Origin of the sequence: Kosakonia quasisacchari, assembly GCF_004331415.1 — a bacterium.
In the GTDB taxonomy this organism is placed as follows: domain Bacteria; phylum Pseudomonadota; class Gammaproteobacteria; order Enterobacterales; family Enterobacteriaceae; genus Kosakonia; species Kosakonia quasisacchari.
Genome location: NZ_SJOP01000010.1, coordinates 196,132 through 209,795, shown reverse-complemented (window position 1 = coordinate 209,795; position 13,664 = coordinate 196,132). Strand labels below are relative to the sequence as shown.

At 54.4% G+C, this 13,664-nt stretch carries 12 protein-coding genes; 3 read left to right on the top strand and 9 right to left on the bottom strand.

The features are described 5' to 3' along the window. Window positions 1-56 precede the first annotated feature (56 nt). From amtB to E0L21_RS13095, 5 genes are all read right to left on the bottom strand, one after another. Complete coding sequence (gene amtB, locus E0L21_RS13115; protein ID WP_131410127.1) at window positions 57-1,346, bottom strand: ammonium transporter AmtB; 1,290 nt, start codon at window positions 1,344-1,346, stop codon at window positions 57-59. Window positions 1,347-1,377: 31 nt separating this feature from the next. Then, window positions 1,378-1,716: a P-II family nitrogen regulator gene (glnK, locus tag E0L21_RS13110; RefSeq protein WP_002891893.1), complete on the bottom strand. Its 339-nt coding sequence runs from the start codon at window positions 1,714-1,716 to the stop codon at window positions 1,378-1,380. Window positions 1,717-1,971: 255 nt separating this feature from the next. Next, complete coding sequence (locus tag E0L21_RS13105; RefSeq protein ID WP_131410125.1) at window positions 1,972-3,750, bottom strand: SmdB family multidrug efflux ABC transporter permease/ATP-binding protein; 1,779 nt, start codon at window positions 3,748-3,750, stop codon at window positions 1,972-1,974. Further along, window positions 3,743-5,506, bottom strand: coding sequence for a SmdA family multidrug ABC transporter permease/ATP-binding protein (locus tag E0L21_RS13100; protein WP_131410123.1), 1,764 nt, complete (start codon window positions 5,504-5,506; stop codon window positions 3,743-3,745). The genes E0L21_RS13105 and E0L21_RS13100 overlap by 8 nt, the downstream gene beginning before the upstream one ends. A 51-nt stretch (window positions 5,507-5,557) precedes the next feature. Continuing rightward, a complete protein-coding gene (locus tag E0L21_RS13095) occupies window positions 5,558-6,016 on the bottom strand; it encodes an Lrp/AsnC family transcriptional regulator (RefSeq protein WP_045509214.1) in 459 nt (152 codons plus the stop codon). A 115-nt stretch (window positions 6,017-6,131) separates the two neighbouring features. Between E0L21_RS13095 and E0L21_RS13090 the strand changes: the two genes are divergently transcribed. Continuing rightward, window positions 6,132-7,178 carry a PLP-dependent cysteine synthase family protein gene (locus E0L21_RS13090; protein ID WP_131410121.1) on the top strand — a complete coding sequence of 349 codons (1,047 nt, stop codon included), beginning with the start codon at window positions 6,132-6,134 and terminating at the stop codon, window positions 7,176-7,178. Window positions 7,179-7,220: 42 nt separating this feature from the next. Here E0L21_RS13090 and cof read toward each other — a convergent pair whose 3' ends face one another. After that, entirely contained in the window at window positions 7,221-8,039 is an 819-nt protein-coding gene (cof, locus tag E0L21_RS13085; RefSeq protein ID WP_131410119.1) for an HMP-PP phosphatase, read from the bottom strand. Window positions 8,040-8,149: 110 nt separating this feature from the next. Here cof and E0L21_RS13080 point away from each other — a divergent pair, with 110 nt between their 5' ends. Both E0L21_RS13080 and queC read left to right on the top strand, forming a co-directional pair. Next, window positions 8,150-9,847: an SgrR family transcriptional regulator gene (locus tag E0L21_RS13080; protein ID WP_131410117.1), complete on the top strand. Its 1,698-nt coding sequence runs from the start codon at window positions 8,150-8,152 to the stop codon at window positions 9,845-9,847. A 66-nt stretch (window positions 9,848-9,913) separates the two neighbouring features. Further along, a complete protein-coding gene (gene queC / locus E0L21_RS13075; protein ID WP_131410115.1) occupies window positions 9,914-10,609 on the top strand; it encodes a 7-cyano-7-deazaguanine synthase QueC in 696 nt (231 codons plus the stop codon). A 97-nt stretch (window positions 10,610-10,706) separates the two neighbouring features. Here queC and E0L21_RS13070 read toward each other — a convergent pair whose 3' ends face one another. From E0L21_RS13070 to ppiD, 3 genes are all read right to left on the bottom strand, one after another. After that, complete coding sequence (locus E0L21_RS13070) at window positions 10,707-11,114, bottom strand: YbgC/FadM family acyl-CoA thioesterase (RefSeq protein WP_020456774.1); 408 nt, start codon at window positions 11,112-11,114, stop codon at window positions 10,707-10,709. A 95-nt stretch (window positions 11,115-11,209) separates the two neighbouring features. Further along, entirely contained in the window at window positions 11,210-11,590 is a 381-nt protein-coding gene (locus E0L21_RS13065; RefSeq protein ID WP_131410113.1) for a helix-hairpin-helix domain-containing protein, read from the bottom strand. A gap of 151 nt (window positions 11,591-11,741) precedes the next feature. Then, window positions 11,742-13,619: a peptidylprolyl isomerase gene (gene ppiD, locus E0L21_RS13060; protein ID WP_131410111.1), complete on the bottom strand. Its 1,878-nt coding sequence runs from the start codon at window positions 13,617-13,619 to the stop codon at window positions 11,742-11,744. Window positions 13,620-13,664: the final 45 nt, after the last annotated feature.

Here is a 13,664-nt window from a genome sequence, read left to right as displayed (position 1 = left end):
AAAGAAAAGCCTCCGTAACGGAGGCTTTTTTATGCTCAGGAGATAACTCAACGTAATCAGGCGTTATAGGCGTTTTCGCCGTGGCTGTTCACATCCAGCCCTTCACGCTCTTGCTCTTCCGGTACGCGCAGGCCTACCGTCATGTCCGCCAGTTTGTAACCGATATAGGCTACAACGCCAGACCACACGATAGTGATGGCAACGCTTTCCAGCTGTACCAGCAACTGATGGCCCATGGTCACACCTTCAGCGTAACCCACACCGCCCAGCGATGTAGAAGCGAAGACACCGGTGAGGATACAGCCAACGATGCCGCAGACACCGTGCACACCGAAGACGTCACACGGGTCATCGACGCGCAGCATACGTTTCAGTGCCGTAACACCCCACAGCCCAGCCAGACCGGCAATCAGGCCAACAATCAGCGCACCGCCGACACCCACATAACCACAGGCCGGAGTGATGCCAACCAGGCCTGCAATCGCGCCAGAACACGCCCCCAGCAGAGACGGCTTGCCGCGCATTGCCCACTCGCCAAATACCCAAGCCAGGATAGCGGCCGCAGTAGCCACGACAGTGTTTACGAAAGCCAGCGCAGCAATTTCATTCGCTGAGCTTGCAGAGCCGGCGTTGAAGCCAAACCAGCCAACATACAGGATAGCGGTGCCAGTGAAGACCATCGGCAGGTTATGCGGTTTGAACGCTTCTTTGCCAAAACCGACACGTTTGCCAATCAAGTAAGCACCCACCAGGCCTGCAATGGCGGCGTTAATATGTACAACTGTACCGCCCGCGAAATCCAGCGCGCCGTGCGTTGCCAGCAGACCACCGCCCCAGACCATGTGCGCAATCGGCACATAAGAGAGCGTCAGCCACACCACCACGAAAATCAGCACCGCAGAGAAGCGGATACGCTCAGCCAGCGCACCAACAATCAGGCCCACAGTGATACAGGCGAAAGAGCCCTGGAACGCTACGTGGATGTACTGATAAATGCTGCCCATCACAGCTTTCAGTTCGATGTTTTTCAACATCACCCAGTTGAAATTCCCGAAGAAGCCGTTGCCCTCACCAAAGGCCAGCGAGTAGCCATACACCACCCAGAGGATGCACACCAGAGCGAACGTGACGGCAACCTGCGTCAACATCGACAGCACGTTTTTACCGCGGATCAAACCGCCGTAGAACAGCGCAATGCCCGGAATGCTCATAAACAGCACCAGCGCGGTGCAAATCATCATAAAGCCGTTGTCGGCTTTATCCGCCACAGCGGGAGCCGCCGCCATCGCCAGACCTGGTAGCACCGCCAGCGAAGCAAGAGCTGTTTTTAATGTTGTGTTTTTCATTGTTCCGATCCCCATCACTGTGTGTCAGGTATTACAGTGCCGCTTCGTCGGCTTCGCCGGTACGAATACGAATGACGCGTTGCAGCTCGGCAACGAAGATTTTGCCGTCGCCAATTTTTCCGGTGTAGGCCGCTTTGCTGATCACATCGATCACTTCATCGAGTTGATCGTCAGCGATCGCCACATCAATTTTCACTTTTGGCAGGAAATTGACGCTATATTCCGCACCGCGGTACAGCTCAGCGTGACCCTTTTGACGGCCAAAGCCTTTCACTTCAGTTACGGTCAACCCTTGAATACCAATAGAAGAAAGTGCTTCGCGCACGTCTTCAAGTTTGAATGGCTTAATCACCACGGTAACCAGCTTCATAGATCCCCCTCCAGTCGAATTCGATAATGGCCGCAGCTAACACGCAATAGACATTGCAATCGTTGTGCCAGGAATGAAAACAAGGAAGATTTCAGGTTGTTAGTGCGCCCGGACGGGCAGAGCAAGAAAGGTAAAAAAATATGCTTGTGATTCGGCAGGTTAAGCGCAAAGAAAAACGCACCATGACAGTGCACGGTGCGTTACTTTTTTGCACCAACAAAGATTCCGTGAAGGCGCGTGCTTAATTTTGGTGCATCAGGCGATAAGCGACTCTTCGCGCGCGCTGGCGGCCAGCTCTTCACCGGCAAGCTGTAACTGATACATCTGCCAGTAACGGCCTTTCGCTTCAAGCAGTTGCTGATGCGTGCCGCGCTCAACAGCCTGCCCGCGATGCAGCACCAGAATTGTTTCTGCCTCAACAATGGTTGATAAACGGTGTGCGATCACCACCAGCGTCGTATGCTCACGCACTGCCGCCAGCGCGTGCTGAATCGCCTGTTCGGTGCCGGAATCGATGTTCGCTGTCGCCTCATCCAGAATCAGGATCTGCGGCGTCTCAACCAAAACGCGCGCCAGCGCCAGCAGCTGTTTTTGACCCACCGAGAGATTATTACCCTGCTCGCCCAACCGGGTGTAAATGCCGTCGCTCATTGTGCGTGCCAGGTCAGCCAGTTGCACGGTTTCCAGCGCTTTCCACACCTGCGCTTCGCTGATATCGCGCCCCAGCGTCACGTTGGCATAGAAGCTATCCGCCAGCACCACTGGATCTTGTTGCACCATCGCCACGCCTTTACGCAGCGGCGCGTGCCCTAACGCAGAAAGAGGTCGCCCATCGAGACGGATCTCCCCTTTCGTTAGCGGGTAATACCCCATTAACAGGCTGGCCAGCGTACTTTTACCGCTGCCCGTATGTCCCACCAGCGCGACAAAACTGCGCGGTTCAACGTGCAAGGAGATATCCTGCAGCACCAGTTGATCGTCGCGATAAGCAAAAGAGAGATTGTCGATGTCGATAGCCCCGCTTTGTAGCGGCGCGTCATCGTAACCGTAAGTCTGGCGCGGTCGGTCCATCAACTCGAACACGCGCTCACCGGCGACCACTGCCTGCTGCAACATCGACTGCTGCGTTGTCAGCTCAATCAACGGCTCGTTGAGACGACCGAGATAACTGATAAAAGCGTACAGCACACCGACTTCGACCGTGCCAACGGAAGAAAAGCCGAACAGCATCAGCAAGCCGCACAGCACCATCGCGGAGAAAAGGCTCAGCAGAGGACGCAGTAAAAAACCGTCCAGCCGCAGGGTTTGCATACGGGCGATATAGTGTGAACGGCTGGATTCGCTCATGCGTTCCCCAAAACGCGCCTGCTGCCGGAACTGCTGAATAACGCTCATTCCGTTGATGATTTCGTTGAAACCATCGTTGATATCCGCCAGGTAAGCACGCATGCGCCGCACAATGGGTGTGCTGTAACGCTGGTATATCAGCATCACAATCAATACTGCCGGGAAAATCGCCATTGCCACCAGCGCCATGCGCCAGTCGAGGCTGAACATCGCCACCAGCATCGCACCAATCAACGCCGCGCTGCGCAACACTGTTGCCACCACCGTGACGTAGAGATCGCGGATCACTTCGGTATCGTTGGTCACGCGCGAAATAATCTGCCCGACGGGCTGGGTATCAAACGCGCTGAGCGGCTGGCGCAGGGCGGCATCCATCACATCGGTACGCAACTGTTGCACTACGCCAACCGCCGCCTGGTTAAACAGCAACGCTTGCGCATAGTGCAGCAGCGCCGCCAGCAGCTGCAGGCCGAGATAAACCGCTGCCATCCCGGCAACCACGCCGAGCGGCAGAGAGTTTTTCGCCACCATATTATCGATAAAGTAGCTGATCAGCGCCGGGCCGGAGACTTCGGCAATCGCCGCGACCCACAGCATCAGCACCGCTCTAGCCAACGGTTTGCGCCACGGCGAACCGTACTTCAGTAAGCGTTTGAGTGTTGGCCACTGTTTGGTGAAATTACGCATCAACCGCCTCCTGCGGAACATCATTCAGCGCCGCCTCCAGTTGCTGATAACGATACATATCGCGATACCAGCCCGGCTGGCGCGCCAGTTGCTCGTGCTGGCCGCGTTGTGCGATGTGTCCATGCTGCATGACAATAATCTCACTGGCTTCGGTCAGTGCCGACAGGCGATGCGCGCTGATAATAACGGTGCGTCCTTCGCCCCACTGGCGCAGATTATGCAAAATCTGATGTTCAGTACGCCCATCCACGGCGGAGAGCGCATCATCAAGAATTAAAATCTCCGCGTTCAGCAGCAACGCGCGGGCAATAGAAATTCGCTGCTTTTGCCCGCCGGAGAGCATCACGCCGCGCTCACCCACTTCGGTGTCATACCCCTGCGGCAGGCGCAGAATATCGTCGTGCACGCTAGCAAGTTTCGCGACATGCTCGATCTCCTCTTGCGTCGCGCCAGGTTTACCCAACGCAATATTGCTGCCTACGGTATCGGAGAAGAGGAACGGCGTCTGGTTGACCACCGCCAGGCGGCTGCGCCAGGCGTCGAGCTGAAGGCGCGTTAACGGGATATCGTGAAAACGGATATCGCCCTGCTGAACGTCAAAATGGCGCTGAATTAAAGACAGAAGCGTGGTTTTCCCGGCGCCTGTCGGGCCGCAAATGCCCAACATCTGGCCTGGCGTCAGCGTCACAGACACGTTGTTGAGCACCGCGCTTTCAGTCTGCGGGTAACGAAATTCACGGATCGCGATATTCAGATTGCCGCGCCCTTCCGGCACCGGTTCGGGACCGTCATCCACAACCGGCGCTTCTGCCAGCATATCGCGGATACGACTGTAAGCAGCGCTGCCGCGCTCGACGATATTAAACATCCACGCCAGCGCCAACATCGGCCAAATCATCAGCCCCAGATACATGGCGAAGCTGGTCAACTGGCCGAGCGTTAAGGAACCGTGCACCACCATCCAACTGCCGCCGCCAATCGCCAGCATATTTGCCATCCCAATGGCGATATAAATAGTGGGATCAAACCGGGCATCAACGCGGGCCACGCGCATGTTTTTCGCACCGGTGTCGGCTGCCTCACGGCTGAACAGCGCCGACTGGCGATCCTCCAGGCCAAACGCTTTGATCATGCGAATGCTGGTCATGCTCTCCTGAGTTCGATCGTTTAACGCAGAAAATGCCGCCTGCGCTAGCTTAAAGCGCTGATGCAACTGATCGCCGTAACGCTTGATAACCAGCGCCATGATCGGCATCGGTAACAGCGACAGCAGCGTGAGTTGCCAGCTGATTTGCGTTGACATCACGACCAGCACCACGCAGCCCATCACCAGCGAATCCACCAGCGTCAGCACCCCTTCACCCGCGGCAAAAACCACGCGATCGACATCGTTGGTCGCACGCGCCATCAAATCACCGGTGCGGTGACGGAGATAAAATTCCGGGTGTTGTCGGCTCAACTGACGGTAAAAGTCTTCACGCAGTTCAACGGCCAGTTGAAAGGATGCGCCGAACAGCCAGACGCGCCAGACGTAGCGCAGCAAGTAGGTGACGATCGCAACAGCGACCAAAACACCCACCCACATCCACACTTGTTGCGTCGTGAAGTGCTGTTCGGTAACGCCATCCACCACGATCCCCACCACTTTGGGCGGGATAAGCTGCAAGATAGCAATAATAATAAGTAAGGCGACAGCCCCGAGATAGCGTTGCCATTCCCGGCGAAAGTACCAGCCTAACTGAGCAAATAATCGCACGCGGTTACATCCTGAACGTGATTTTCCGGCAGTGAATTACTGCCGCGAGGGTTATTCAATGGGTAAAGCCGTGGTGTATTTTATCTGTTCCATGGCGAAGCTAGAAGTGACATCTGACAGGCCCGGAACGCTGTTCACAAGCTTCTTGTAAAAGTCATCATAGCGTTTCATATCTGCCACCTGCACACGCAGAAGATAGTCGTATTCTCCCGCCATGCGCCAGAAACCGAGCACTTCCGGCATCTGCGTGACTTCGCTAACGAAACGGCAGTACCAGTCGCTGCTGTGATGTTGGGTTTTGATCAGTACAAACGCCGTCAAATTTAACCCCAGTTTTTCGGCATCCAGCACCGCCACCCGACCGAGTAAAATGCCGTCATCTTCCAGCCGCTTCAGACGTTTCCAGCACGGTGTGGTGGTCAGATTAACGGCATCTGCCAGCGCCTGCAAAGAGAGCGAACAATCCTGTTGCAGCAGCGAAAGCAGCTTACGGTCAATTTTATCTAACATTACCTACCTCAGGAGAATATTTTTCTCTAAACAGTCTAATACAAAGGTGAAATGACAACCCTTTTTTCTTTCTCTTTCGCTAGACTGGGCACAAAATGACAAACGGATAATCACCATGAATAGCAATTGGGTTAAATACGCTATTAACGAAATCAATGCGGACGCACAGCGCTCGGCAGATACCCATTTGATCCGTCTGACGCTGCCGGGTTTTGCAGGCATCAACCTCTATTTAAAAGATGAAAGCACCCACCCGACCGGCAGCCTGAAGCACCGTCTGGCGCGCTCGTTGTTTCTTTACGGTTTATGCAACGGCTGGATCAAAGAGGGCACCACGATTATTGAGGCCTCTTCCGGTTCTACCGCGGTTTCAGAAGCGTGGTTCGCACGGCTTTTAGGTTTACCGTTTATCGCCGTAATGCCGCACTGTACGGCGAAACGCAAGATTGAGCAGATTGAGTTCTACGGCGGTCGCTGCCACTTTGTCGATAGCGCCTGCGAGATTTACGACGAGTCCGAACGGCTGGCAAAAGAGTTGAACGGTCACTATATGGATCAGTTCACTTTTGCCGAGCGCGCAACCGACTGGCGCGGCAATAACAATATTGCCGACAGTATTTTCCGTCAGATGAAAAACGAACCGCACCCGCAACCCGATTATATTGTGATGAGCGCGGGCACCGGCGGGACTTCCGCCACCATAGGCCGCTATATTCGCAGCCAGGGTTATGGCACCCAGTTGATGGTGGTCGATCCTGAAAATTCAGTGTTCCTCGACTATTGGCAACATCGTGACGCCAGCCTGCGAAGCTCGGTGGGCAGTAAAATCGAAGGCATTGGCCGCCCGCGTGTAGAACCGTCATTCATTGCCGACGTGGTAGATGAGATGCTGCGTGTGCCGGATGCGGCAAGTATTGCCACCGCACAATGGCTGGAAACGCAACTGGGGCGCAAAGTGGGCGCATCCACCGGCACCAATATGTGGGGTGTGTTGCAGCTTGCCGCGCGGATGCGCGAAGAAGGCCGCAGCGGATCTATCGTGACGCTGTTGTGCGACAGCGGTGAACGCTATCTGGACACCTACTACAATCCGCAATGGGTAGCGGCGAACTTTGGTGATATTGAGCAATGGAGAGCCGAAATCACCCGCCTTACGGCATAAAAAAAGCCAGGCAGTAGCGCCTGGCTTGCTGGAAAGATCTTTTCATTCGGGGGAATAAGGAAGATTGGGTGTGTCCAGCCAGTGTGTCAAAAAGTGTGATACCGCCTGATCCCGGCAGTGTCCAATCACCGGTAAATGGGGCAGCGCCGCACGCAGTTGCGGCATGGCGTTGCCCATGATCATTCCTTTTCCGACGCTTTCGAGCATCTCTCTGTCATTCATCGCATCGCCAAATGCCATGCAATCCTGCAACGAATAACCCAACGTCGTGCTGAGCACCGCCAGCGCCGAGCCTTTATTGCATCCCACCGGCAGAATTTCCAGGCAATCCATCGCCGAGAAACACAAGTGCGTACGAGCGCCCAGCGCCTCATTTAGCTGAATGCGCAAACGGCAGAGATCGTCGTGATCGCCAACAAAGCAGATCTTGGTAACGTCATGCGCGGACAGACGTTTTAGATCGGTGAGCTGGTAGGTAAATCCGCTGGAAAGGTGCGCCTGCAACGTCTCTGGCAGCGCTTTGTCGGTCAACCAACCCGAATCATTGAAAACGTGGACAGAGGCATCGGTCTCCCAGCGGCTGTGCAGCACCAGATCGGCCACTTCCGGGTTGAGATCTTGGCGATACAACACCTCACCTTCACGAGAGTGGATCCGCGTACCATTGCCAGTAATTAAAAAGGCATCCATCGCGATAGCACTGAGAATGCGGCGCATCTCCAGCGCGTGCCGCCCGGTCGCGAAAGTCAGTGTCACCTCCCGCTCATGTAAGCGCCGGAGTGTAGCTAACGTTCGATCGCCCAAACGATGGTCGGGCATTAACAAGGTGCCATCCATGTCAAAAGCGGCCAGACGTGCCATGATTTTTCTCCGCTTGCTGTGCGTTATGGTGAAGTTCAGTGTTGCGTTCCAGTATTGCGTGGGATATACGGAAGTAATAGTGAATAGATGAAAATTATTGTTCCGGGTTTATGCGACAACTGAATCGGCTTAATCAATACCAGCGCCTGTGGCAGGCATCCGCCGGTGAGGCGCAATCCGTCAGCATTGGTGAACTGGCAACGCGCTGTTTTTGCAGCGAGAGGCATATGCGCACACTGCTGCGCCAGATGCAGGAAGCGGGTTGGTTAAACTGGCAGTCGCAATCCGGGCGCGGCAAGCGCGGTGAGCTTCATTTTCTCGCCACGCCTGAATCTCTGCGTAGCGGAATGCTGGAGTTCGCGTTAAACGCCGGGCAACAGCAGAACGCGCTGGCATTGGCGCAGCTCGATCCTGCCGATCTTCGCGCATTGCTCAATCCCTTTCTGGGTGGCTTATGGCAAAACGAAACGCCGACGCTGCGCATTCCCTATTATCGCCCGCTGGATCCGCTGGTACCGGGATTTCTTCCCGGCCGCGCGGAGCAGCATTTAGTTGGGCAGATTTTTAGCGGTTTAACGCGTTTTGTGACGCGTAGTTTCCAGCCGCAGGGCGATTTGGCACATCACTGGGATGTCAGTCCCGATGGGCTATGCTGGCGTTTTTATCTGCACGCAACGTTGCACTGGCATAACGGCGACGCCGTGACGGCTGAACAATTACTGGCGCAGTTGCATATGCTGCTGACGTTGCCCGCCTTGCAAAAACTGTTTGCCAGCGTCGAGCGTATCGAGATAACACATCCCTGGTGTTTGACCTTCAAGCTACATAAGCCAGATTATTGGCTGGCACACAGGCTTGCCAGCTATGGTAGCCGCCTGGCACACCCGCAGCATCCAATGCTGGGTACCGGGCCTTTTCGGCTGGTGTCATTCAGCCGGGAACTGGTTCGCCTGGAAAGCCATGACTATTACCACCAGGGGCACCCGCTGCTTAAAGCGGTGGAATTCTGGATAACCCCACAGCTTTTTGAACAAGGTCTGGGCACCAGTTGCCGACACCCGGTGCAGATTGCTATTGGCGAGGCTGATGAATTGCAGCACTTACAGCCAGTGAGCAATAGTATCAGCCTGGGGTTCTGCTACCTTACTTTACGCCCGGGCGCACGGTTAAATGACGCACAGTTACGCCGCCTGGTGCAGATTATTCATCACTCTTCGCTGCTGCAAACGCTGCCGCTGGATGAAAATCTTATCACTCCAAGCCGGGAGCTATTACCAGGCTGGCAAATGCCTGACTGGCCCACCGAACTGGCACCGCTTCCGGACAAACTCACGCTGGTTTATCACTTACCCGTGGAGTTACACACCATGGCGGAACAGTTGAAGCAGCATCTGCAAACGCTTGGCTGTGAGTTGACGGTAATTTTCCATGACGGCAAGAATTGGGAAGGCTGTACTCAGCTCGCCAGCGCCGATTTAATGATGGGCGACAGGCTGATCGGCGAAACGCCAGAATGCACGCTGGAACAGTGGCTGCGCTGCGATCCGCTGTGGCCAAACCTGCTGAGCGCTCAACAATTTTCACATCTGCAAGCCACACTGGATGCGGTTCAACATCAGCCCGACGAACAGCAGCGCAACCGCGCGCTGCAGGATGTTTTTTATCAGTTGATGGACAAGGCCATTCTCACCCCACTGTTTAATTATCAGTATCGCATTAGTGCGCCGCCGGGCGTGGAAGGCATCCACTTAAATACCCGCGGCTGGTTTGATTTTGCCGAAGCCTGGCTCCCTGCCCCATCGCTGTGAAGAAGCTGGTCGCTGCCAGCCGCTCGCGCTACCATAGCGCTTTATTTGTCATTGTCAGGAAGAATTATGAAACGTGCCGTTGTCGTGTTTAGTGGCGGACAAGACTCCACAACCTGCCTGGTTCAGGCGTTGCAGCACTACGAAGAAGTGCATTGCGTGACCTTCGATTACGGCCAGCGTCATCGCGCTGAAATTGATGTGGCACGAGAACTGGCGCTGACGCTGGGTGCTCGCGCACATAAAGTGCTGGATGTGACGTTGCTGAATGAACTGGCGGTGAGTAGCCTGACGCGCGACAGCATCCCTGTTCCGGATTATGAACCCGACGCGACCGGCATTCCGAACACCTTCGTGCCTGGGCGTAATATTCTGTTTCTGACGCTGGCCGCAGTGTATGCCTATCAGGTGCAGGCGGAAGCGGTGATCACCGGCGTATGCGAAACGGATTTTTCCGGTTATCCCGACTGCCGCGATGAGTTCGTTAAGGCGCTGAATCATGCGGTCAACCTAGGTCTGGCAAAAGAGATTCGTTTCGAAACGCCGCTGATGTGGATTGATAAAGCCGAGACTTGGGCGCTCGCGGATTACTGGGGCAAGCTGGATCTGGTGCGCAGCGAGACGCTGACCTGCTATAACGGCATCAAAGGCGATGGCTGCGGGCATTGCGCGGCCTGTAACCTGCGCGCCAATGGTTTACAGCACTACCTTGCGGATAAATCTGCCGTGATGGCGGCAATGAAACAGAAAACCGGGCTCAAGTAAGCACGATGCACGGCCCGGTGAGCGTGAGCGCCACCGGGCTTTGGCCTGATGGCGGGATTGCTTTATTCGAACGACGAAACGACGCGAAATTGATGAATTAATCGCCTTCGCGGATCATCTTCTCCAGCCTTTCTCTCAGTTCACCTTCCAGCGCCAGCGCTTTTTGCGTTTTGAGATCGATACAGACGAACGTCACCAGCGCGTCAGCAACCATTTGCCCCTCAGGGTTCAATGTCACCGCCTGGCTCAGCACACCGCTTTTGCCATTAATCTGCTGCACATGGCTGGTCACCGTAAGCACATCGCCCAATACGGCCGGGCGGCGATAGTTGATATTGATATTGACCACCACGAAAGCGATGTTGTTGGCGGTCATCCATTTAAAGCTCTCGTTGTTTTCCAGCCCATCCCAGCGCGCCTCTTCAAGGAACTCAAGATAGCGGGCATTATTCACATGTTGGTAGACATCAAGATGAAAACCACGAACTTTGATTTGCGTCTGCATAGCGCTTCAACCTTTACCGTTTATAGTTATAGAGACAGAGGTCATACTGGTATGACCTCTTTATTCTGGCAAAGATTAGCGACTACGCAAGCGGCTTACAGTTTCAGGTTCGACAGATTACGCTCAACCAGCGTCCCTCCTATGCCTGGCACTTGCTTAAGATCGTCTACAGATTTAAACGGGCCATACTCTTCCCGATAACTGACAATCGCCTGGGCTTTCTTGATTCCAACGCCATTCATGACCCGCGACAACTCTTCTGCCGTTGCGCTATTGATACTCACCCGGGTACCACCTTCATCATCCGCGCTTTTCGCCGCATCCTGCGCTTTGGTTTGCGCTGACGTGGCGGCATCGCTTTTACTTTGCACTGCGGGTGGCTTAGCCGCAGCAGAAGGTGCTGCCAGAGCACTGTGGCTCAGCGTCGCGCAAGCGAAGGAAAGCGAAATTAAGAGTGCTTTGATTCCATGTTTCATTGTGTTTCTCCTTTGTTTTCAACGCCAGGCAACAATAACCACAACAATGAACGCAGACAAAACACAAATATCGAAAATGGAAAAGGCCGCGAAAGCGGCCTTTAAGGTTTGCAGAGTATTACTCTTTTTTTGCGAGGCGCATCGTGCCTTTTTATTGCTGTGGCTCAGCGACGATGTCACCTAGTTTGATCTTGGCTTCTTTACGCAGATTGCTCATCAACGCTTCAAACGCGATTTGCGCGTTGTTCTGCGTGATGCCCTGCACCATTGCTTTCTTCTGCGCATCCGGCATTGTACCTGCTTTCACTTCGTCCAGCGCCATGATAACGACATTGCCTTGCTGATCGTTGGCGGTGCCGAAGGAGGGTTTATCTTTTGCTGGCAGCGGCAGATTGAATGCCGCCTGGCTCACCGGATCCTGGCCAGTACGTGCCAGCGTTTTCGCCTCGCCAAAGCTCAGGCCAGCCGCTTTCAGCGCATCATCACCTTTACCGGCTTTCAGCTCGCCCAGCAGCTTATCCGCATCAAGTTTTGCTTGTTGCTCCGCTTTGTTGTGCTTCACGATATCGCTGACCTGAGTTTTTACTTCGTCCAGCGGCTTGATCGCTTCGGCTTTGTGATCGGAAATACGCAGCACAAATGCGCGGTCGCCATCAACAGTGATGATGTCTGAGTTGCTGCCTGGCGTACCGTTCTGCCCGACCAGACCGCCATTGAAAATGGCATCGCTTACCGGTTTGAAATTCAGCTCTTCCGGCAGGTTATCGCGACCGAACCAGCCTGTCTGTACTGCTTTGGCACCAGCAGCCTGCTCAGCGCCCGCCAGCGATTCGTTATCGTTGCTCGCTGCTTCGCTCACTTTCTGCTGCAGTGCGTACCATGCATCCAGCGCTTTTTCCTGTTTCACTTTCGCTGCCAGTTCGTCACGCACATCGTTCAACGGTTTCACCTGCGCAGGCTGGATATCATCCAGACGTGCAACCAGGTAACCCACAGACGATTTAATGACGCCAGACAGCTGGCCTTTATCTTTCAGACCGGCGTTCTTCAACTCTTCCGGCGTGGTAGCGTCTTCAAGCCAGCCCATATCACCGCCGTTACGGGCAGAGATGATATCTACAGATTTCGCTTTTGCCAGGGTCGCAAAGTCGGCGCCTTTTTTCAGCTCATCCAGCACCGCTTTCGCTTCGTCTTCTGTTTTGGTCTGGATAATGCTGTAGCGATTACGCTGCGGCTGAGTGAACTGATCCTGATGCTGATCGTAATAAGCTTGGATTTGCTCGTCGGTGACGTTTTCCTGCATTGATGCAGCATCCAGCTTGATATAGCTTACGCGGAACTGCTCCGGCGATATAAAGCGGCTCTTGTTCTGATCGTAATAGCTGGAAACTTCTTCATCGCTCGCGGTCTGCTTCGCCGCCAGCGCGTTGACATCAATCACCGCCTGGCGCACAACACGCTGTTGAGCGACCAGCGCAGCCAGCTCGTCGGTCTCACCTTTGAGCATGAAATCAGTACCGGCAACGGCGTTAATCAATTGCTGAGAGGTTAACTGGTTGCGCAGCGCCTGAGCATATTGATCGGTGCTCATCCCCATCTGGTTTACGATGGCGCTGAAGCGATTGTTATCGAATTTACCGTTAGCCTGAAATGCCTGAGTGGAGAAAATCGCTTTTTTCACCTGATCATCGCTAATACCGAGACCCAGATTTTTTGCGTACTGATCCAGCAGGGCTTCATCAATTAAGCGGTTGAGCACTTGCTGACGCACAGATTTCATGTAGTTTTCGTTAGCCGCCAGCTCAGAGAACTGATCGCCCAGTTGCTGCGCCATACGATTGCGCTCGCTATTCACCGCATTTTCAAACTGTGAACGGCCGATTTCCTGGCCATTAACCTTTGCGGCGTAATTATTGTTACCGCCAATCAGGTAGTTACCTACGCCAGTCAAAATGAATGACACGATAATCAAACCCAAAATGATCTTGAGCACGACGTGATTTGCCGCCGCGCGTAAATTGTCCATCATGGTGTAACAACACTCCGCTGTAGGTGACTGTAGATCTCAGGCAGC